Annotated in this window: 14 protein-coding genes and 1 pseudogene; 3 read left to right on the forward strand and 12 right to left on the reverse strand. The window is 63.4% G+C overall.

The window, feature by feature from the left end; translation table 11 throughout:
* Positions 1-115 (forward strand): annotated as a pseudogene (locus tag HBA54_RS24455) (IS5/IS1182 family transposase); the annotation flags it as partial.
* 9 nt (positions 116-124) lie between these two features.
* Here HBA54_RS24455 and HBA54_RS24460 read toward each other — a convergent pair.
* From HBA54_RS24460 to HBA54_RS24500, 9 genes are all read right to left on the reverse strand, one after another.
* Positions 125-1,927, reverse strand: a complete 1,803-nt coding sequence (locus HBA54_RS24460; protein WP_167229853.1) for an acyl-CoA dehydrogenase C-terminal domain-containing protein — start codon at positions 1,925-1,927, stop codon at positions 125-127.
* Between the two features lie 22 nt (positions 1,928-1,949).
* Complete coding sequence (locus HBA54_RS24465; RefSeq protein ID WP_167229856.1) at positions 1,950-4,280, reverse strand: 3-hydroxyacyl-CoA dehydrogenase/enoyl-CoA hydratase family protein; 2,331 nt, start codon at positions 4,278-4,280, stop codon at positions 1,950-1,952.
* Entirely contained in the window at positions 4,280-5,419 is a 1,140-nt protein-coding gene (locus HBA54_RS24470; RefSeq protein WP_167229859.1) for a thiolase family protein, read from the reverse strand. Before HBA54_RS24470 ends, HBA54_RS24465 begins: the two co-directional genes overlap by 1 nt.
* 44 nt (positions 5,420-5,463) lie before the next feature.
* On the reverse strand, positions 5,464-5,862 hold the full coding sequence (locus tag HBA54_RS24475) for a MerR family transcriptional regulator (RefSeq protein ID WP_322096112.1): 399 nt from the start codon (positions 5,860-5,862) through the stop codon (positions 5,464-5,466).
* Positions 5,859-7,571, reverse strand: coding sequence for a long-chain-fatty-acid--CoA ligase (locus tag HBA54_RS24480; protein ID WP_167229862.1), 1,713 nt, complete (start codon positions 7,569-7,571; stop codon positions 5,859-5,861). The genes HBA54_RS24475 and HBA54_RS24480 overlap by 4 nt, the downstream gene beginning before the upstream one ends.
* A gap of 368 nt (positions 7,572-7,939) precedes the next feature.
* Positions 7,940-14,044: a type I secretion C-terminal target domain-containing protein gene (locus HBA54_RS29525; RefSeq protein WP_167229865.1), complete on the reverse strand. Its 6,105-nt coding sequence runs from the start codon at positions 14,042-14,044 to the stop codon at positions 7,940-7,942.
* Positions 14,045-14,540: 496 nt separating this feature from the next.
* The gene (locus tag HBA54_RS24490; protein WP_167229868.1) at positions 14,541-15,197 is read right to left on the reverse strand and encodes a DUF2306 domain-containing protein; all 657 of its coding nucleotides are present in this window, start codon (positions 15,195-15,197) and stop codon (positions 14,541-14,543) included.
* Between the two features lie 94 nt (positions 15,198-15,291).
* Positions 15,292-16,515 (reverse strand): fumarylacetoacetate hydrolase family protein, encoded by a 1,224-nt coding sequence (locus HBA54_RS24495; protein ID WP_167229871.1) that lies wholly within the window; start codon positions 16,513-16,515, stop codon positions 15,292-15,294.
* An 8-nt stretch (positions 16,516-16,523) separates the two neighbouring features.
* Entirely contained in the window at positions 16,524-17,366 is an 843-nt protein-coding gene (locus HBA54_RS24500) for a MipA/OmpV family protein (protein ID WP_167229874.1), read from the reverse strand.
* Positions 17,367-17,610: 244 nt separating this feature from the next.
* Between HBA54_RS24500 and HBA54_RS24505 the strand changes: the two genes are divergently transcribed.
* On the forward strand, positions 17,611-18,249 hold the full coding sequence (locus HBA54_RS24505) for a TetR/AcrR family transcriptional regulator (protein ID WP_167229877.1): 639 nt from the start codon (positions 17,611-17,613) through the stop codon (positions 18,247-18,249).
* Positions 18,250-18,281: 32 nt separating this feature from the next.
* On the opposite strand, the gene HBA54_RS24510 is transcribed toward HBA54_RS24505, so the two are convergent.
* Genes HBA54_RS24510 through HBA54_RS24520 form a run of 3 tightly spaced genes read right to left on the reverse strand, consistent with a single transcriptional unit; the run spans position 18,282 to position 21,196 of the window.
* Positions 18,282-19,556 carry a TRAP transporter large permease gene (locus HBA54_RS24510; protein ID WP_322096113.1) on the reverse strand — a complete coding sequence of 425 codons (1,275 nt, stop codon included), beginning with the start codon at positions 19,554-19,556 and terminating at the stop codon, positions 18,282-18,284.
* Between the two features lie 22 nt (positions 19,557-19,578).
* Positions 19,579-20,169, reverse strand: coding sequence for a TRAP transporter small permease (locus HBA54_RS24515; protein WP_167229883.1), 591 nt, complete (start codon positions 20,167-20,169; stop codon positions 19,579-19,581).
* 28 nt (positions 20,170-20,197) lie between these two features.
* Complete coding sequence (locus HBA54_RS24520) at positions 20,198-21,196, reverse strand: sialic acid TRAP transporter substrate-binding protein SiaP (protein WP_167229885.1); 999 nt, start codon at positions 21,194-21,196, stop codon at positions 20,198-20,200.
* A 180-nt stretch (positions 21,197-21,376) separates the two neighbouring features.
* Between HBA54_RS24520 and HBA54_RS24525 the strand changes: the two genes are divergently transcribed.
* Positions 21,377-22,141, forward strand: coding sequence for a FadR/GntR family transcriptional regulator (locus HBA54_RS24525; protein WP_167229888.1), 765 nt, complete (start codon positions 21,377-21,379; stop codon positions 22,139-22,141).
* Positions 22,142-22,146 lie beyond the last annotated feature (5 nt).

Genomic DNA, 22,146 nt, shown 5'->3' on the forward strand with positions numbered 1-22,146 from the left:
CATGTTCTGTCGGCTCAAAGATTTCCGAAGAATCGCCACCCGATACGACAAACGCGCAGATACTTTCCTATCTGCCGTCTTCATCGCCGCAATCATCACATGGTGGCTCAATTGAGTCCTGACCCTAGAACGCCGCTTCTTTCATGTCCATCAGCGGCGCCTTGCCGGTCATGATGGCGGCGAAGAGGCCGGAGCTCTTGGGCAGCAGGCGCTGGAAGAAGAAGCGTGCGGTGGCCAGTTTGGCTTCGTGGAACTCAGGCGTCTGGCCGTTGGATTCGGAACCATTGGTTTGCGCTAGGCTGACCTTCACCATGCGCGCCCACATATAGGCAAGGGCGGTCAACGCAAAAAGGTTCAGGTAGTCGGTGGCGGCGGCGCCCGCCTCCTCCGGGTCCTTCAAGCCCTGCTGGGCGATCCAGAGGGTCGATTGCTGGAGCCGGCTCAAGGCCTTCGCCAGCGGCGCGACGAACTCCGCCAGTTGCGGGTCGTTCTGGTTCTCCTCGATAAAGGCCTGCACCGGATGGAAGAAGCGGCGCAGCAGGCGGCCCATGTTCTGGCCCAGCTTACGGCCCACCAGGTCGAGCGCCTGAATACCGTTGGCGCCTTCATAGATCTGGGCGATGCGGGCATCGCGCACCAACTGCTCCATGCCCCATTCACGGATGTAGCCGTGACCGCCGAAAACCTGCATGCCCAGGTTCGTCGTCTCAAAGCCCTGGTCGGTGAAGAACGACTTGATGATCGGCGTCATCAGGGCGACCAGATCGTCGGCCTCCTGGCGCTTGGCTGCGTCGGGATGCTTCTCGGCGACGTCCACCGCCATGGCGACCCAGAAGGCCAGCGCCCGCGAGCCTTCGTTATAGGCCTTCATGGTCAGGAGATTCTTGCGCACGTCCGGATGCACGATGATCGGGTCAGCCGGCTTGTCGGGATGCTGCGGCCCGGCGAGGGAGCGGCCCTGCAGACGCTCCTTGGCGTAGGCCGCCGCCGACTGATAGGCGGTCTCCGCCAGGCCCAGGCCCTGCATGCCGACATCCAGGCGCGCGACGTTCATCATGGTGAACATCTTGGCCATGCCGCTGTGGGCTTCGCCCACCAGATAGCCCTCGGCCTCGTCGAAATTCATCACGCAGGTGGAGGAGGCCTTGATGCCCATCTTGTGCTCGATGGAGCCGCAGGCGACGCCGTTGCGCGGGCCGACGGAACCGTCTTCCTTCACCATGAACTTCGGCACCACGAAAAGCGAGATGCCCTTGGAGCCTTCCGGCGCATCCGGCAGCTTGGCCAGCACCAGATGGATGATGTTCTCGCTCATGTCGTGTTCGCCGGCGGAGATGAAGATCTTGGTGCCGGTGATCTTGTAACTGCCGTCGCCGTTCGGCTCGGCCCTGGTGCGGATCAGGCCTAGGTCGGTGCCGCAATGCGGCTCGGTCAGGCACATGGTGCCGGTCCAGCGGCCATGGATCATGTTGGGCAGGTAGGTGGCCTTCTGCTCGTCGCTGCCGTGCAGCTCCAGCGCGTTGCAGGCACCGTGGGTCAAGCCCGGATACATGCCGAAACTGAGGTTGGTCGAGCAGATCAGCTCGGTCAGCACGAACTGCAGGGTCTTGGGCAACCCCTGCCCGCCATGATCGGGGGACAAGGCCAGGCCGTTCCAACCCCCTTCGCAGAAGGCTTCGTAGAGTTCCTTGAATCCTTTGGGCGTGCGGACCACGCCGTTTTCGAAGATGCAGCCTTCTTCATCGCCGGAGCGGTTCAGGGGCAGCAACTCGTTCTCGCAAAACTTGGCGCCTTCTTCGATCACCGTGTCGACCAGATCGCGGCTGGCCTCTTCGAAACCCGGCAGACCGGCGATCCGGCCGTCGTAGTCCAAGAGGTCGTAGAGCACGAAACGGATGTCATCCAGGGGGGCGGAATAGCTAACCATGGTCTTTTTCCTCTAACGCCTCTTAGTTCCGAAGCGGTTTGCCGGTTTCCAGCGTATGTTCGACACGGGCCAGGGTGCCCGGCGTGCGCACCAGCCGCATGAAGGCTTCGCGTTCCATCTTCAGAACCGTCTCCTCGGGCAGTGGCTCGGTCATGTCGGCATCGTCGCCACCGGTCAGCACATCGGCCAACTCGGAGGCCACGACCATGTCGTGTTCGGTCGCAAGACCCTTGGCGTAGAGATCGCGAAGGGCGAAAGCGAGCGAGGCCTTGCCGGAGGGACCGGGCAGGGTCAGTTCCACCGGCTCCGGCGGCTGGTAGCCCTCGACCAGAGACAGCGCCTTTTTCTTGGCGTCGGCCAGCAGCCGTTCGCGGTTGAAGGTGATGTCGTCCTCGCGCCGCAGGAAGCCCAGTTCCCTGGCCTCGAAAGCGGACTTCGCCACCTTGGCCATGCCGATGGTCTCAAAGGCCGCCGCCACCGCCGGCATGGGACCTTTGGGCCGCCGTGGATCGCGGGCCAAGCGGCTCAACAGTTCCTTGCAGCCGCCCCAGGCCGGCACCACGCCGACCCCGGCCTCCACCAGACCGACATAGCTTTCGGCATGGGCCTGCACGGCATCGGAAGCCAGCAGGATTTCACAACCGCCGCCCAGCGCCAGCCCGGAAGGCGCGGCCACCACCGGGAAAGGCGAGCGCTTCAGGGCGGTGTAGGCCTTCTGGCCCTGGGCCACCATGTCCTCGATCATCGGCCAGGCGCCGACGTTGGCGGCGAACATGGCCAGACCCAGGTTGGCCCCGGCGGAGAAGTGGCTGCCTTCGTTGTAGATCACCAGGGCCTTGTAGTTCTTGCCGACGATATCCAAGGCCTTGGCGATGATCTTGAAGACATCCGGGTCCATGGTGTTCAGCTTGGTGTGAACCTCCAGGCAGACAACGCCGTCACCGATGTCCCAAAGGCTGGCCGAACCGCTCTTTGCCAGGGGCTCGCTGCCCAGCTTCACGTCGGACAGCAGCAGGACACCCTCACCGCGCTCGACATCGGCGTAGTCGCCGGCAACGGTCAGAACCTGCTGTCTGCCGTCCTTCACCCGGTAGAAGCCGTCGGCGGCGGCGGCCTTTTCCAACAGCGGCGGCACGGCCTTCCCCTCGGCCTTCAGCCGATCGGCGAAGTCGGCGGCGCCGAGCTTGTCGATCAGCTCGAAGGGGCCGAATTTCCAGTTGTAGCCAAGGCGCATGGCCCGGTCGACGGAGGGAACGTCGTCGGCGATCTCCGGCACCAGGGCGGCGGCATAGCCCAGCGTCTGGGACAGCACCGCCCAGGCGAAGAGACCGCCCTTGTCGTCATGCGCCACCAGGGCCTTGGGACCGCCCCGCCGGCTGGCCGAGACGCTGGCGAGCGACGGCTTGCCCGCAGGCGCATAGTCGCCGGTCTTCAGGTCGACGGCTTCCTTGACCCTTGCACCATTGGATTTGTTCAGGCGATAGAACCCGCCCTTGCCCTTGCGCCCGGTATAGCCCTCGGCAATCATTTCCTCCAACAGGGGGAAGGGCCGGCGCAGGCTTTGATAGGCATCGTCTTTTGTCAGGGTCGCCGCCAGCGACGCATCGACCTTGGGCATGAGATCCAGGCCGACAAGATCGAGCAGCGCGAAGACGCCTGTTTTGGGAACGCCGATGGGCCGGCCCATGACGGCATCGGCCTCCTCCACCGTCAGGCCGCGGTCCAGCGTTTCGACCACGGCGCACTGCAGCCAGAAGGTGCCGATGCGGTTGGCGACGAAACCCGGCGTGTCGTGGCAGAGCACGATGCCCTTGCCCAGTCTGCGGTCGGCGAAAGCAGAAAGCGTTTCCAGCACCGCGGGTTTGGTGTTGGGCCCCGTCACCAGCTCCAGCAGCGGCATGTAGCGCGGCGGGTTGAAGAAATGGGTGATCAGGAAGTCGCCACAGAAGCGATCCGGCATGTCCTTGGTCAGCAGGGAAAGCGGCAGGGTCGATGTGTTCGAGGAGATTATGGAGCCGTCCTTGCGCACGCCCTCCAGGCGCTCATAGAGAGCGCGCTTGATCTTCGGGTCTTCCAGCACCGCCTCGACGATCCAGTCGGCATCGGCCAGCTTGTCGAGATCGTCCTCGATATTGCCCGGGGTGATGAGCTTGGCCGCGCGCTTTGACATGAAGGGCGCGGGGTCGGCCTTCAGCATCTTAGCGACGGCGCCTTCGGCCAGGGCGTTGCGGTTGTCACCCTCCTTGGGCACGACATCCAGCAGCAGGACGGACACGCCTGCATTGGCGAGATGGGCGGCGATCCCCGCCCCCATCACGCCCGCACCGATAACGGCGGCTGTGACGATGGTCATCAGGCGGCCTCCAGCACCGTGGCGATCCCCTGCCCGCCGCCGATGCACTGGGTAGAGAGGGCCAACTGCTTGCCTTCGCGCTGCAGAAGCTGCGCCGCCTTGCCGGTGATCCGCGCGCCGGTCGCGCCCAGGGGATGGCCGAGCGCAATGGCGCCGCCGTCCAGGTTCACCTTAGCCAGGTCGAGGCCCAGTTCGTCAGCACAGGCCAGGGCCTGAGAGGCGAAAGCCTCGTTCAACTCGATAATGTCCAGATCGCCCGCCGCAATGCCGGCGCGCTCCAGCGCCTTGCGGCTTGCGGCCACCGGGCCGATGCCCATGATCTCCGGATCGCAACCGGCAACGGCGATGGAGCGCAGCCTGGCCAGGGGTTTCAGGCCGTGCGCCTTGGCGTAGTCCTCCGAGGTCACCAGCACCGCAGAGGCCCCGTCGGTCAGCGGCGAGGCTGTCCCGGCGGTAACGCTGCCGTCGGTCGAAAAAGCCGGCTTCAAGTCGGCCAGGGCGGCGGCGGAGGTGTCCGGCCGGATGCAGCCGTCAAGCTCGACCGAGGCACCGTTGGCCTGGATCGCGACGATCTCGTCCTTCAGCTTGCCCGCAGCCTGGGCGGCGGCGGCCTTCTGATGGCTGGCAACGGCAAATTCCTCCTGGCGCGCCCGCGGGATCTGGTGCTTCTGGGCGACATTCTCCGCCGTCTCGCCCATGGAGATGTAGGCCTGCGGGAAGCGCTCAGCGAGACCCGGGTGCAGCAGCGGATTGAACCCGGCCATGGGCACGCGGCTCATGGACTCGATCCCGGCGCAGATGAAGGCCTCTCCGGCGTTCATCTGAATGTTGCCGGCCGCCATGTGGATCGACTGCATGGAGGAACCGCAGAAACGGTTTACCGTGGTGCCGGCCACCGAGATCGGCAAGTCCGCCAGAAAGCCGATGAGGCGCGCCACGTTCAAGCCCTGTTCGCCCTCCGGGAAGGCGCAGCCGACAATCAGATCCTCAATGTCCTTGGGGTCGATCCCGGTCTTGCCAAGCAGGCCGCGCACCACCTGGGCCGCCATCTCGTCCGGCCGAACCTTCACCAGATCGCCCTTGCTTGCAAAGTGGAAGGGGGAGCGGACGTATCCTGCGATGACAACGTTCTTATGCATGGTCGGACCTTTCGGCGTTTGAGGCTGGTTCCGAGGCTTGGTGGCTATTCGGCCGCTTCGGCGTCGGCCCCCTTTGATTTCAGAAAGTCTTCGACGGCTGTTTCGATACCGCGCAGTTCCTGCAGGGTTTCTTCAAGATCCCTCTGCCGCGCTTCCAGGGCTTTGATGCGCTTGCGGGTTTTGGACAGAGTGAGGCGCATCTGCTCCACCTGTCCGGGATCCTGGTCATAGAGATCCAGCCATTCGGCAATCTCCCGCAGGGAAAAGCCCAGACGCTTGCCGCGCAGGATCAGGATAATCCGGCCGCGGTCGCGATGGGTGTAGACGCGGGTCTTACCGGCGCGCTGCGGCACAATAAGGCCCTTATCCTCGTAGAAACGCAGCGCCCGCGGCGTGACCTTCAGCTCCGCCGCCAATTCGGTCACGGAATAGAGTTTGTTCACGGCGACGATCTCTCGGCCTGCCGGGCCCGTTCCTCGGCGATCAGTTCCTTCTTCGAAAGTTTACCGATGATGGTCTTCGGCAGAGCCGCGCGGATTTCGATCAGGCGCGGCATTTCCATGGGCGAGAGCTTATCCTCCAGAAAGACCTGCAGGGGGCCCAGCTCAAGACTCTCGCCGTCCTTCAAACGGATGAAGGCTTTGGGAATCTCACCGCGGTAGTCGTCGGGCACGCCGATCACCGTCACCTCCGCGACCGCAGGATGACGATAGATCGCCTCTTCGATGTGGCGTGGATAGACGTTGTAGCCACTGGAGATGATGACCTCTTTCAGACGGTCGATCAGGAAGGTGTAGCCATCCTCGTCCATGTAACCGACATCGCCGGTGTGGACGCGCCCGTCGCGCAGGGTCTGGGCGGTCTCCTCCGGGCGCTGCCAGTAGCCGGCCATGACCTGGGGCCCGCGAATGCAAATCTCACCCACCTCCCCCTGGGGCATGAGTTTTTCCGAGTCTTCGAGGGAGCGGATTTCGATGGTCGTACCGGGCATCGGCAGCCCGACCGAGCCGTCTTTCTGAACGCCGACAAGCGGATTGCAGGTCGCCACCGGCGAGGTTTCGCTGAGGCCGTAGCCTTCCAGCAGCGTGGCGTTGGTGATCGCCTCAAAACCTTCGCGCACCTCCTGCGGCAGCGATGCCCCGCCGGAAAGGCAGTAACGGATGCAGGAGAGATCGTATGTTTCGATCTTCGGGGTATTGATGATGGCGTTATAGAGCGTCGGCACACCGGGGAAACAGGTCGGCTTGGTGCGGGCGATGGCCTTCAACAGCATCTTGATCTCGAAGCGCGGCAGCAGAACGATTTCCGACGCGCCGCGGATGCCCAGGTGCATGATCACCGTCATGGCGAAGACGTGGAACAGCGGCAGCACCGCCAGCATCCGTTCCTCCCCCATCTTGGCATCGATGAACCAGGTCCAGAGCTGGCTGGCATTGGCCGAGAGGTTGCCGTGGGTCAGCATCGCGCCCTTGGGGGTGCCGGTCGTGCCGCCGGTGTACTGCAGCACGGCCACGTCATCGATGGTCACCACGGCGGCTTCGAAGCTGCTGTCGTTGTCGATCAGATCGGCAAAGCGCAGATAGGCATCGGTTTTGGGCGCCTTGGCCAGGTCGCCGCGCTTGGCGATGGCGAAGAGCTGGCGGCTGGGAAAGCGCAGGATATCCGCCATGGCGCAGACCACGACCTTTTTCAGCGGCGTGCGCTCAAAGGCCGTGACCAGCTTCGGCAGCAGAATTTTCAGATCCAGGGTAACCGCGATCTCGGCCCCGGAATCGTCGATCAGGCCGAGCACCTCCTCCTCGGCATAGAGCGGGTTCACGTTGACGACGATGGCGCCCAGCTTCATCAGGGCGAAGTAGCAAACGACATAGTAGGGCGTGTTGGGCAGAAACAGCGCGACCCGCGATCCCTTTTCCACACCCAGGCCCTGAAAGCCACAGGCGGCCTTGTCGATCAGTACGCTGACCTCGTCATAGCTGTAACGTTTGCCGAGAAAATCGAGACAGGGACGGCCGCCGTAACCGGCGACGGCGCGGTCGAAAGCCTTGTAGAGCGGCTCCTGCAGAACCTCGCCACCCCAGTCAATGACCGGCGGATAGCTCTTGTCCCAGGGCTGCGCCTGGCGCTCTGCGCTCGTTTGTTCCAAAGCCATCTCCCACCACGTTATTCGTTGGCGACCCTTGATGGTCATGGGCTGGTGTCTCGCCGACGGCCGGCCCTGCCGGCGGCGCGACGCCCTTTATATGTATGGGCCCGAAAGGTTACGTCAAGAATATGACGTAAAGGTAAACCAGCCGCCGCTGTGTCAAATTCGGCCCCGAAACGAAGAGCCAAAGCCACCACCCTGAACTGTGACTTTGTGCGGAATAATCGTAAATGGCGAAAATTGGGCCGCCATGACCGGTCAGAAGCTGCCGCCATCTCTCAAAAACGGAGAGATAGAGGGAAAAGCAGACGGGTGGCGGCTTTCACCGCCACCCGTTGCCCGGGCGGGAGGGACCCGCCCTCCGGCGGACCTGGTCAGGCCGCCAGATTGCCGCTGTCGATCAGGGCCTGGATGATCTCGGCGTCACTGTTGCCAAGACTGGTCAGGTCCACACCCTCCAAGACAATGGTTGTCGTATCTTCGCCGGGGCCCTCTCCGTCGAGATCGACAGTGACCGTGGTGTTTTCGCCGTCAAAGGCGAAGTCCAGGAAGGCATCCAGATCCTCTGCAGACGCGCCCTCCGGCGCGCCCTCAAGCAAGTCACCGAGGTTAAGCACATCGCCGCCGGCCCCGGTGGTGAAGTCAGCGATCGTGTCGGTATCGCCGGCATCCGCCGCGGTGAAGACGAACTTATCACTGCCTTCACCGCCGACGAGGTAGTCATCGCCCTCGCCACCGAAAAGGATGTCGTTGCCGGCACCGCCGTCGAGGTAGTCGTTGCCGGCACCACCGAACAACTGATCGCTGTCCCGACCACCGTAGAGGTCATCGTTGCCGGCCCCGCCATAGAGCGTGTCGACACCGGCCCCGCCGAAGATGGTGTCTTCTCCATCGTCGCCGTAGAGCAGATCGTCGCCACCGGTTACCTCGCTGCCATCGCTGGCATCGCCGTAGATAAGGTCGTTGCCGCCGCCGCCAAAGATGGTGTCGTCGCCGCCGACCCCGACCTCCGTCGACCCGCCGCCGGTCGCCAGAGCGTCACCGGCGATCAAATCGTCGCCGTCACCGCCCAGGATGGAGTCGTCGCCACCATGGTCGACCCTTGCGACCCCACCGACGGAAAGCGCATCACCTGAAATGGTGTCGTTACCGCCGCCGGCAATGATGGTGTCCTGGCTCACCCGGTTGTCGGGGTCGCCCCCGGTCGGATCGTTCACCACCTCGGCATCGCCACCGCCGGTCGCCAGAGCATCGCCGGAGATCAGGTCATTACCGGACCCGGTCTCGATCCGATCGCTGCCGACGATGGCAAGACCGGCGACATTGGAATAGGTGTTGACGACCCTGGCCTTGGCCCCAACGCCCGTTGCCAAAGCATCGCCGGCGACGACATTGTCACCGTTGCCCGCCCTAATGGTGTCGTTACCGGCCGAGGCTGTGCCGCCGAAGAGGGCCACGACATTGTTTTTCACCGTGGCATCGCCGCCATCAGCACCCGTGCTGGCCGCGTCGCCGGCGATCACATCGCCGTCGCTGTCGTCCGAAGCCGTTATGGAGTCGTTGCCGGCCTGTGCAACGCCACCCAGGCTTGCGTTGGCGTCGTTACGCACCGTCGCGGTGCCGCCCGCCCCGACCGCCAGGGCATCGCCCGCGACCGTATCGGACCCGCCACCGATGGTGATTACGTCGTTGCCGGAACTGGCCAGGGCGGAGATCGCCCCCGCCGTGTTCGCGACGCTGGCAAGGGCGCCCTCCCCAACCGCCAGGGCATCGCCGGAAACCAGATCGTTTCCGGCGCCCGTGCCGATGGTGTCGTTGCCGGCAGATGTGGTTCCAAAGAGAGTCGCCAAGGCGCCGTTGGTGACATCAGCCGTGGCTTGGCCGTTGGTGGCAATCGCCAGGGCATCGCCCGCCACCACGTTGTCGCCGTCACCGGCGGAGATGCTGTCGTCGCCGGCTCGGCTGTCGCTGCCGGCCGCCGCGTTGCTCTGCTTGGCCGTGACTCCGGACCCGCCGATTGCCTGGGCACCGCCCGAGATACTGTCGGCACCGCCGCCCGTGGTGATCGTGTCGTTACCGACACTGGCATCGACAACAGCGACGTTGTTGCCGATCGCGGTGGCTGAGCCTTCGGAGATCGCCTGGGCCTCGCCCGCCACCCTGTTGTCGCCATCACCTGTGGTAATGGTGTCGTTGTCCACCAGGCCAGCGATGCCGGCAATGTTATTCTGCGTCGCGGAGGCTGACGTACCGCCATGGGCTTGGGCACCACCGGAGATGCTGTCGGCGCCACTGCCCGTGGTGATCTCATCGTTACCGGCACTGGCGTCGACAAGAGCGGCGTTGTTGCCGGTTGCGGTGGCTGTGCCATCGGCGATTGCCTGGGCATCACCCGCCACCATGTTGTTGCCATCGCCGGCGGCAATGGTATCGTTACCGGCCCTGTCGGCGAACAACGCCGCCTCGTTGACCTGGTTAGCCGTGGCCTCTGTACCGCCGACCGCCTGGGCGTCGCCCGAGATACTGTCTGCACCGCTGCCCGCGGTGATCTCGTCATTGCCGGCGGAACTGCCTTTCGTGGCAGAGTTGTTGCCGCCCGCCGTCGCCTTGCCGTCTGAGATCGCCTGGGAATCACCCGCAACCAGGTTATCCCCATTGCCGGCGGTAATGGTGTCATTGCCGGCATTGCCCCCTGCAGCAGCCTCGTTGCTATGCGTGGCTGTCGCGCTGTTCAAGCCCTTGGCCTGGGCGCCGCCGGAGATGATGTCATTGCCGCCGCCGGTGGTGATCTCGTCGTTGCCGGCCTCACTAAAATCTGCGGTGGCCGTGTTCTCGCCGACTGCCGTGGCATCGCCGTTGTTGGCGATGGCCTGGGCCTCGCCCGCCACCAGATTGTCGCCATCACCGGCCTTGATGGTGTCGTTGCCGGCGTCCGCGCCGCCCCCGGTCGCCGAGTTCACCAGCTTGGCGAAGGCGGCGGTTCCGCCGATCGCCTGGGCATCGCCGGAGACGGTGTCGGCACCATTGCCGGCAATAATGGAGTCATCGCCAACAACGGCATCGATCCCGTTGGCAAAGTTTTCGCCATAGGCCGTCGCCGCGCCGTCGCTGCTGATCGCCTGGGCATCGCCCGCCACCAGATTGTTGCCGTCACCGGCCTTGATGGTGTCGTTGTCGGCAAAGTCGAAGGGCCCTATCGCCGTGTTTGTCTGCTTGGCGAAGGCGGTGGTTCCACCGATCGCTTGGGCGCCACCCGAAATGGTGTCGGCGTCACCACCCGTCGTGATAGAATCGATACCCGCATCGGCGAAGCCACCCCCGGTTCCGTCGGCCAGGTTGTCACCATAGGCCGTCGCTGCGCCGCCGCTGCTGATCGCCTGGGCATCGCCGGCGACGGTGTTGGCACCTTCACCTGCCGCGATGGTGTCGTTGCCGGCCCGGATGGTGTCGTCACCGGCAGAACCGCCCGCCGTCGCGGTGTTGGTCTGCGTGGCCTTGGCCTCCGTACCGCCAATCGCCTGGGCATCGCCGGAGACGATGTCGGCACCGCTGCCCGTGGTGATCCCGTCGTTGCCGGCGGAACCGCCGTTGCCCAGATTCTCGCCTTGGGCAGAGGCGAAACCACCCGCGATCGCCTGGGCGTCACCGGCAACTTGGTTGTTGCCGTCACCCGCCGCGATGGTGTCGTTGCCGGCTCTGGTGCCGCCGTTGGCGGTGTTCAGCTGGGTCGCCTGGGCATTGGCCCCGCCGATCGCCTGGGCGCCGCCGGAGATGGTGTCGGCGCCGCCGCCGGCAACGATGGAGTCATCACCCGTGACGTTGCCGAAGCCCGCCGCCGTATTGGTCCCCAGAGCCGACGCTGTAGCGGATTTGGAGATCGCCTGCGCCTCGCCGGCCAGCGTGTTGTCGCCGTCACCGGCATCGATGGTGTCGTTGCCGGCCCGGTTGAAGTTCCCGCCCTGGGCAATGTTGGTGCCCTGCGCGTTGGCCACGCCGTCGGCGATTGCCTGGGCATCGCCGGCGATGATATCGGCGCCGTCCAGCGCGGAGATGCTGTCGTTGCCGGCAAGGCTGCCCTCGCCGCCGTCGGCGGTATTGAAGGCCTGAGCCACCGCATTGCCTTCCGCTCCATCGGCAAAAGCCTGGGCGTCACCGGCGATCCGATTGGCGCCGTCCAGCGCAGAGATGCTGTCGTTGCCGGCAGAACCCCGATCGGCGGCCGTATTCTCGACGACCGCTTTGGCAAAGCCGAAGTCGCCGCTTACGACCGCCAGCGCATCGCCGGCGATCATATTGTCGCCGTCGCCGCCATCGATGAGATCGCTGCCGATCGGAGCCTGGGAGGCGCCGAACACAGCCTTGTTGACGGCCATTGCTTCCGCAATGGCGCCGTCGGTTTCTTCACCGCCGGCGATGGCCGCCGCGTCACCGCCGATCACGTCAGAGCCTTCGCCGCCGTCGATCAGGTCATTGCCAAAGCCGGCGTCCGAGGAGTTAAGCTCCCCACGGTCGACGCTATCGTCGGTGTAAGCATAGGCCCGCGCGGTCTGCGTGTCTGTCGCCAGGGCATCGCCGGAGACCAGATCGTCTCCATTGCCGGCAAAGATACTGTCGTTACCGCCGAGGATAGCGATAGCCTCGTAATCCTCCGATAGACCGCTGGTGTTGTTCAACGCATCACCGGCGATCACATCTCTACCGGCATGGTTCAGATCATCATCGGGCAGCCCACCGACCTCATCCGATCCGTCACCGAAGATCTGGTCGTCGCCGGTTCCGCCGTCCAGGGAATCATCACCCTGGCCGCCGATCAGGTAGTCGCTGCCGGAACCCCCATAGAGGGCGTCGTTCCCAGCCTCGCCGAAAAGGAAATCGTTGTGATCGCTGAAGGTAGGCTCGTCATCCAGGTCGGCAACGCTGGTGTCTCCGCCTTCGCCGCCGTCAGCCTGGAGCTGCTCAAACTGGCCGAGAGCCTTTTGGGCCTGCTGCTCCGCCAGGTCCTGCGACCCACCGTAGAGGGAATCATCGCCTGACGCGCCCAACAGGAAATCGGGCCCGCCGTTACCTTCAACCAGATCGCCGCCGTCCTCGGCCTGCAGGAAGTTCTGTCCGGCCAGAGGGTCCGGGTTGTCCTGGCCCGGGTCCAGGTCGTCGTTCAAGGGATCGCCGGGATTGAGATCCGGCTCACCGAAAACCTCATCCGTGTTGTTGGCGTTGCCGTCGGTCGGCTGCGTGCCCGTGGTCCAGTCGTCCGGGCTGTCGGTATCGTCAGTGTCGACCCGCGAGAAAACTTTGTGACCGCTGGTGAGGATACCGTTGAAGGTCTCGAAGTCGAGGTCCAGCAGCGGCGAGCCGAAACCCTCCGGCGCGCCTGCAAAGTCGGGATTGTTCAACCCGTCCTGGTCAGCGCCGTTGGCGGCAAAGCCGTCTACATGCTGGTCGCCCTGATTGTCTTCGCCAGGGCGGAACACGACGTTCACGGCGATGGGATCGGTTGTATCCTCACCCAGATCCCAGAATTCGGCATCGTCGATTTCGAAGCCGTCGACCACGTTGCCATCGGCATCAAAGACCCGCGCAACGATGATTTCCTCACCGTCTTCACCGGTATCGTCTGCAACCTGGTAGAAGACGATGTAACCGCCCGGTGGGATGGTGACGCCATCCGGAATCGCAACGGTTATGACATCGCCATCCGGGTTGACGATCTCGATGGTCACGTCATCGAGCGAAATCTCATCATCTGAATTGTTCAGCAGCTCGATGTAGTTGAATTCCTGAAGCGGCTCGTTGGAAACACCTTCCTCATCCGCCGCAGATCCGGTGCCGGGCAGATCGGGAATGCGCAGCGCGACCCCCAGGCCGATCTCGTTGACCAGCACCGGCGGCGGCACGAACACGAATTCGATGACATCGGGTTCGACGCCTGCGGCGCCAAATGCGAGCTCGGTGGTGCCCAACGTATCCTGCGCCGACAGCAGATCGATGGTCTCGCCCAGGTCGTCGTTGTACTGCGATCCACCGCCGCTTAACGGGCCCTGGCCGGCAGCCGTTTCGAGGCTCGAGTCGTCGGTCCCCGCCAGCGCCAACGCCTGGCTCAGCAGCACCTCCGCGCCGATTTCAACACCGCCCACCGTGAAGCTCGGCGCGTCTCCGTCCTCGACCACAGTGACCATGTCGAGAAACACGATCTGGCTGTCCGGCGTGCCGTCGCCGTTGTCGTCGAACGCCAGGATGAAGTTGGCGCCCTCGACCTGCACCTGGGCCGCGCCCGGCGCGAAATCAAGATTGTAGGTCTGGCCTGCCGCTGCCTGAACCTCGACAGCCTGGCCAGGCGCTGGGCGCGCGAGGCTTACGACCGCGCCAGCCTGGCCGGGCGCCGTTGTGTTACCCGCGCTGCCGCCGACATAAATGTCCTCGGCGCGCTCCGCCACTGTGTCTTCCTGACCCTCGTAAACGCGCAACAGATCGTCTGTCATTTCCTATCTCCAAATTGACTAACTCGACATACGCAAAGACGCCAGAAACCGATCCAGAGAATCGATTTTTACATCCAAAGTTGCGCGGAGTGTCTTGGAGGGCCGTCGCATTAACAAGGTTTCAACCGTATCAAAGCATGGCATTATGTATTAGTTAACTGTTATAATCAGGCAAAACTGTTGTGATTGGTTAACAAATCGGACCAATTTCCTAAGAAACTCTTACTTAGCGGGTGTCAGAAAACCAAGGTTCATTCACAGCTTTTCCCACTAAAAAAGGATATAAACAAATGATACACACGCAATACGCGAGTGAAATAGAAACTACTGAGGGAGTTATTCGCGGCTGCGATGGCCTTCCCGGAGAACCCCGGAATTAGCCTGGGGACCGGCGTGTTTTTCATCAGTCTTCCAGAGCGACGATCCGATCACGGACCGGGCCCGGATCGCTTCCAGCGTGGCGGGAGACAACTGTTGGATGACTGCTGGATGACTGTTAGGCAGTCGCCCTGCGCCGCCGCGCCAGATACAACGCCGCCTCGACGGCGGCGACATTGGGCAGCCAGCAGGACAGGCTTAGCAGCGCCGAGACCTGGTTGTAGTCGAGCCCGAAGGCCTCGAAAACGAGAAGCTGAAGGCGCAGGGAAATCGCCGCAGCGGTCAGGGCATAGGACCGCAGCATCCACCGTCTATGCAGATCGAACCGGAGGTTCACGGCGTGCCGCCAGCCCTGGGCCGTGACCGCCATCCAGGCGACGGCCAAAGCCGAGAAGCCGAGTGTTGCGACCCAACCGCTTTCGACGTCCGGCGCAATCCAAAGCGCACTCGCCGCCCCCATCGCGCAGAACAGGACATAGCTTCGGCCGGCCCAGCGGTGAACGCCCGGCCAGCACCGGCGCGGCAGGGCCGAAAACTGGACCGCCCCAACCATCAGGGCCAGGGCCGAAGCTGTCGTATGCGCCACGAAGATCCAGCCGTTCGCGACGAAGGAGGCCTGCATCGACGGCGGCAGGGCCGCGGGGTCGCCGGAAAGGTATCGCAGCGACACCAACCCTACGGCGAAAGCCAGTATCAGGAGAACTGCCAGAGGCACGCCCCTTAACAAACCCGGCCTCAAGCGATAGAGACCATCGGCATCCGCGCTTGAGCGCATGTTATCCCTCCACCTCTCTGATCTGCACAAAAGGCGCCGCTCTCACGGTATTCGTCCTTTGTCTTGCCTGTTGCCTCTGCCAACGACAGCCGCGCTATTGCCGCTGAGGCGCAGGCCCGATGATCTGGGCTGAAATACCGCCCAACCGACTGCTGTGATGCTCAACCGCGTCGCCGGCCTGCAGAAAACTCTCGCTCTCCAGCCCTCTTCGAATCGCGCGACCGATGACGTAGTCGCGCGGCGAGGCAAAGGATAGAAATCCGCCCAGACAGAAGTAGGCGATCGCTCCGCAGGCAATCTCCCTGGTTTCCGGCGGCCGAAACAGAACACCCGCCGGCGTTCCGGACAGCAGAACCGCGCCTTTACGAATGATACCGTCTACGGTCAACGGCACGGCCTGTCCTTCGAAACGCCAGCGCTCATCGCCCCCGGCTTCAACGACGAAGGCAGCCATTTGCCGGAAATCGAGGATCATTTCCTTGCCTGCCGCATACTGCATCGGCGCACCGTTGAGTGTCGTCGCAATGACTTCGCTGGAGACAAAAGAGCGCCAATCCGCCGGAACGACGATGTAGGGGCCTGTCGGGAAAAGCCCGGGACCGCTTTTTGCGTCACTGAACCCCACCCCGCTAAGGCTGTCCTCTCCGGCAGGGATGCCGCGCAGCAAAGCGGCTCTATCGGTGAAGTCTCCACAGAGGAAAACCGCCTTCACCGCCTTGTCGAAGTCGTCAAGCGTGCGAATGTCCCGGTCGAAACGCATGCAAAGTTCAGCCTCGTAGTCGAGAAGAACCGCGGTGGGATCGGCCTGCAATGTCGTTGTCGAGGCTGTCGGCACCGCAAACTTTGGAAAGGCGAAGGTCCCTTCGTTGTTCACCTCCTCACCATGCTCGGCAAAGTTCGTGCCGAACGCGACGTGACCGCTTGCAGTCGCCGCAGGCAGCAATCGATCCCTGCGATACGACCGGGCCCGATCAGACTGCTCCTCGGCCAGCCGAACCAAAGCCCTGCGCCCGAGCACCGACATGGCATCGAAGACATCCGGATTGTCACGCCCAAGCCAGGCGCCAAGATCGATTCCGGCAACCTCCGTTCCGGTCTGCCCGACAACGAGCAACAGGCTGTGCGCGCTTTCACCGACGCGCAGCTTGGCGAAAGTCAGCGCTTCGTCGAAAGGCGCAATAACGCTCTTCGGCGCGGAGTTAACCGGGTCCAAGCTCTGCCGCTCCAGTGGAGCGGTGCAGACCAGAAAGACGCTGCCAAAGGCGACCGCGACAAAGGCCGCGGCCACCAGGGCGTGTCTTTTTTTCAGGGCCAGCATGACGGATATCAAAACCGGTATGAAATGGCCAGGCCGCCGAAAAGCTGATCGGGCGACCCCTCATCATCGACGATCGGGCTGTCGGCGGCGTCGCCGAGCAGACGCGTGTACTCGACGCGGCCGAGCACACCCCAACGTTCCGTGAAGTTGTAGCTGAGCGTCGCCTCGACGCCGACGTCCTTCAGGCCGCCGTCCGAATCGTAGCGCTGCAGGCCGCTGCGCGCCGAATCCCGGGCATCGATCCCGAAATAGGTCTGCATGTAGTCGTCGCTTGCAAAAGTGATCCCGGTATCGAGACCCAGGCGCCATCGCTGACCGAAGAAAATCGCGTAGCCGCCACCCAAGGTCGCCGTCAGGCCCTCATGCGTGCCGGTGACATCGGCAAGCACCTGGGCGCTCAACTCGAACTCGTCCCTGGGATCGAAAAGCTCGGTGAACTGATAGCGAAGGAAACCGCCAAATTCGAAGGCGTCGTCAATCGACGAGAGGCGGTCGACAACGTCATTGCTGACGTCATCGCGTCCGGGGCGATAGGTCACGGCAGGGCCGAACTGGAAGCGGGAGTCGGGCAGCACGTTGAGACGCGCGTCGAGACCTTCGATCTCAAGGCTGAGACCAAGCGCGTCGACCCGGCTGATGATCAGCGGAACCGGCTCATAGTCGGACGAGCCTTCATATTCCGGCGACACCGCCGGGCCGAGGGCGATGAAACCGCTGACGCCACCGCCGGATTCTGAAGGCCCCTGTTCTGAAGACTGGGATTCGTCAGCCAGGGCCGGCGCCGAAAACAGCCAGGGCGCGGATGTAAGCGCTGCAACGATAAAACGGAAAGGCAATGATTGTTCCTGCACGCTCGAAAAGCTCCTCTCAACAGGTCGATTTCGGCTGCATTGTGAGGAGAAGCCGGCAATCTGAAAACTCGCGTTCAGCCGCTGGTAAAGGCTGGCGGGAGGGCACCGAAGCTTTCGCGAAAACACTGGAAAAATTGGAGACAAGCCGCATTTAAGACTCTGTCCCTGCAACACGGCTGCTCGCGTTTCGCGGCGAGCGAAGGGGTTGCGGGAACCGATGCCCCTGGGTGGAACCGCTATCAATATGAGCAAGATCTCACATAAGAAAGCCGCCAAGGCTTCGACCCGGCCCCGGCGAATGCCGCGGCAGGAACGCTCCCGCGCGATGGTCGACGTCATCGTTGAAGCAACCTGGAAGGTGCTGGCCGAAGAAGGCTATGCCGCGGCCAGCACAAACCGCATCGCAGAGCGTGCCGGCACCAGCGTCGGCTCCCTCTACCAGTATTTTCCGAACAAAGACGCCATCGTCGCGGCGGTCCAACGGCGCCATCACGCCGACCTGGGCGCCGTCATGGCGACAGCCTTTGCGGAGGCCGCGGGACAACCGCTCGAGAAAGCCACGCGCCGGCTGGTGCGTGCCAGCCTGGACGCGCATCTGCTGGACCCGGACCTGCACCGCACCCTGTCCCAGCGGGTGCCGGACTCGGTCAACCCGGAGACCCGGGGAACCCTGAAGAATGGTATCCAGGCGCAGATTCGCAGCTGGCTGGAGGGCTACCGCCCGGCGCTGACCGTCACCGATCTCGATACCGCCGCCTTTGTCGTGCTGCACCTGGTGGAGTCGGTGTCCCACGCCGCCATCCTCGATCAGGACGAAACACCGGATCCCGCGCGCGTCGAAGACGAACTGACAGCGACGGTGGTGCGCTACCTGACGGGGTGACGCGAGGCGGCCCCGCAGGCCGCCATGTCAGGTCATCGGTACAGCAGGGTCGGCAGAAACATGGAAAGCGCCGGCACGAAGGTGACCAGCAGCAGCACGGCGACCAGCGGAATCAGGAAAGGCGCGGTCGCCGCCACACAGCGCTCAAAGGGCACGCCGGAGACCCGCGAAAGCACATAGATGACCATGCCGACCGGCGGCGTCAGCAGGCCGATCATCAGGTTCAGGATCATGACCACGCCGAAGTGCACCGGGTCGATACCCAGCTTCACAACGATGGGCAGCAGCACCGGCACCAGAATGGTGATGGCGGCGATGGTTTCCATGAAGCAGCCGACGATCAGCAGGATGACGTTGATCATCAGCAGGATGAGGATCGGGTTCTCGGTCACCTGCAGGATCAGGTCGGCAAAAAGCTCGGTCACCCGGTTGCTGGTGAGAATCCAGGCGAAGATCGACGCGGCAGCGACGATGAACATCACCACCGCGGTGGTTTCGATGGTGTCGAAACTGACCCGCAGCAGGCGGCGCGGCGTCAGCGTGCGATAGACCAGCAGGCCGAGCAGCAGCGCGTAGGCCGAAGCCGCAATGGCCGCCTCGGTCGGCGTAAAGACGCCCCCCAGGATGCCGCCGACGATGATCACCGGGGTCAGCAGCGACAGGAAGGCGCGCTTGAAACCGGCCAGCAGGATCGCCCAGGCAAAGCGGGCATCGCGCGGGTAGTTCCGCGCCCGGGCGTACCAGGCGACCATGGCCATCAGCGATGCGGCCATCAGCAGGCCGGGAATGAAACCGGCGGCGAAGAGCTGGCCGATGGAGGCCGAAGCCATCACGCCATAGATCACCATCGGCAGCGAAGGCGGAATGATCGGACCGATCGTCGACGACGCCGCCGTGACGCCGACCGAGAAGTCGGCGTCGTAGCCGGCGTCACGCATCGCCTTGATCTCAATGGTGCCGAGCCCGCCGGCATCGGCGACCGCCGCGCCGGACATGCCGGCGAAGACCACGCTGGCACCGACGTTCACATGACCCAGGCCGCCACGCATCCAGCCGACGCAGGCCTTGGCAAAATCGAAGATGCGGTTGGTGATGCCGGCGGTGTTCATAAGATTGCCGGCCAGAATGAAAAAGGGCACCGCCAGCAGCGGGAAGGAATCTACCCCGTTCACCATGCGGTGGATCACCACCAGATCCGGCACCTGGCCGGACAGCAGAATGAAGACCAACGAGGAGAAGCCCAGGGCGATGGCGATCGGCACGCCGAAAACCAGCAGCACGAAGACCATGATGAACAACAACGCCATCAACATAAAACCAGCGCTCCGCTCAATCGATCATCTGGCGCTCGCCCGGGCGGGTCAGCGCGGAATAACCCTGGCGCCAATGCCGCCAAGCCACCCGTAGGGCATAGAAGGTCATGAGGAGGAAGGCGACGAAGACGACCCAATAAACCACATCCTTGCCAAGCTCGATGGAGGCCATCTTCTGGTTGGTCTTCAAGGCCAGCTTGGCGGTAATCCAGGTTGCCAGACCGAAGAAGACGACCCGCAGCAGATCGACCAGGGTCGAGAAGCCGCGCCCCCAGGCGCCCGGCAGGTAGCGATAAAAGAATTCGACGGTGATGTGGCTGTTCTTGCGTACCGCCAGGGCGGCGCCGACAAAGGTGACGCCGATAAGCAGATAGCGGGCGATCTCTTCCGTCCAGCCGATGGAATCGTTCAGCACATAGCGGGAGAAGAACTGCAGGAAGACAACCCCGGCCAACACCCAGAACAACAGCAGGACAACCGAATCTTCGGGCCGGATGTCGCTCAGGTCGACAGCGCCGTCGTAGTCTTCGGGAAGCCCGGGATCGGAGAGCGAGGGGTCGGGAGAAGAGGGAGACGCCGGCGGCGCCTCCCCTTTTTTGTCATCCATGGTACCAGCCATAAGACGGTTCAGCGCCTTACTGAATGGCCTGCAGTTTGTCGTAGGTCGCCTGGTCCCAGGTCGCCGCGGGGCCGTTGTGCAGCGGCACCACCGCAGCGCGGAAGGACGCACGATCGACCTCGTTCACCGTCTTGCCCTGGTCGCGGAACCAGGCCACCAGGCTGTTCTCCGCCGCGATGATATCGTCGGTGCAGTTCTGCGCCGCGTCCTTCAGCACGCCGATGAGCATCGCCTTGTCGTCGTCCGACATGCCGTTCCAGGTGGAACCGGAAACAATCGTCATCAGCGCATCGGTGATGTGGCCGGTCAGGGTGATGTAGTCCTGTACTTCGTAGAACTTCTTGAACTGGATCGTCGGCAGCGGATTTTCCTGCGCATCGACGACGCCCTGCTGAAGCGCCAGATAGACTTCGGCAAAGGCGATCGGGGTCGGATTGGCGCCGACAGCCTCCGGGAACATTTTGTAGAGCGGTGCGTTGGGCACGCGGATCTTCAGGTTGTTCATATCGCCGGGGCTTTTGATCTCCTTGTTGGAGGTCACATGACGCTGGCCATAGTAGGTCAGGGTAACCACCTCGTTGCCGGTGCTGTCGCGGTAGCCGCCGACCATGTCGCCGAAGAGATCACTGTCGCGGTAGGCCGCCCAGTGCTTGAAGTCGCGGAACATGTAGGGTGAGCCGCCGATGGCGATGGGCCCGTAGGAACGGCCGGCGAAGAGCTGGCCGGTGTAGATGATGTCGACCGTGCCGAGGGTCAGCCCCTCGTTGATGTCGACTTCCTTGCCCAGCGAGGAAGCCGGGAAAACTTCGATCTCGTACTTGCCGGCGGAGCGCTTCTTCATCTCCTCGCCGGCCCAGACGGCCCATTTGTGATAGGGCGAACCTGTCTCGTAGACATGGGCCCATTTGAGGACCTGGGCAGCCGTCGCCTGACCGGGCAGGCCGGTGACCAGAACCGCCAAGGCAATGGCGATGACACCAAGGCCAAGCACTGGCCGCTTGCAAGAAATCCGCATGGTTTCCTCCCGAGGATTCTTTATTGAAACACGCACCTTAGCGGTGCTTTACGGGATCAGATAAATTGGCCTGACCACCTGATAGCTTGACCTTTCTAGCATTCCTTTGCACCCTGTGGCTAGCGGGAATCGGCGCTGGGCGCCATCGAACCGCACCCTCTAACAAGGCAGATCGTCGCCATGCCGGTCGAAGTGATCCAGACCAAACGGCTCTTCCAACAGGTTTTCGAACAGCTGGCCGAGCTGATCGGCAAGGGCGAATTCCCCCTGGGAAAACGGCTGCCGGCGGAACGCGATCTGGCGCGGCAACTGGGCGTCAGCCGGGCCACGGTACGCGAGGCGATGATCGCCCTGGAACTGTCCGGTCTGGTCGAAGTACGGGTCGGTTCGGGGATCTTTGTCGTTGCCGAGCGCGCCGCGGGCCCCGCCCTGACACCGCAGCAGGATCTCGGCTTGGGCCCCTTCGAACTGATTGAGGCCCGCCGCATGGTGGAGGGTGAAATCGCCTACTTCGCCGCCCAGCAGATTCAAGACAGCGATCTCGAAACACTGGAAGCGGCGTTGCGCCTGATGGAGCACGAACACGCCGAAGGCTTCCAGAGCGAGCGGGGCGATCGGGCCTTTCACCTTGCCATCGCCCAGGCCACCCGCAACAACGCCCTGATCAAGATGGTGGAGGTCCTCTGGGATCTGCGCGAAGCCTCACCCATGTGGGCGAAGCTCCATGAAAGGGTTCGCGCCGCGCAGGTCCGACCGGCATCTTTGGACGATCACCGGCGCATCATCGAAGCGCTGCGGCAGGGCGACCCGGCACTGGCAAGAAGCACAATGGATGTCCATCTGCGGCGTGTCGCCGACGATCTCCTGCGGATTTCAGAAGCCGAATTTGCCGGCGAAGTCGGCGCCGAAGAAAGACAACGCGGACGGCGCGCAGTCGGCCGCTAGACGCA

Source organism: Pelagibius litoralis, from assembly GCF_011683915.1.
In the GTDB taxonomy this organism is placed as follows: Bacteria; Pseudomonadota; Alphaproteobacteria; order Kiloniellales; family Kiloniellaceae; genus Pelagibius; species Pelagibius litoralis.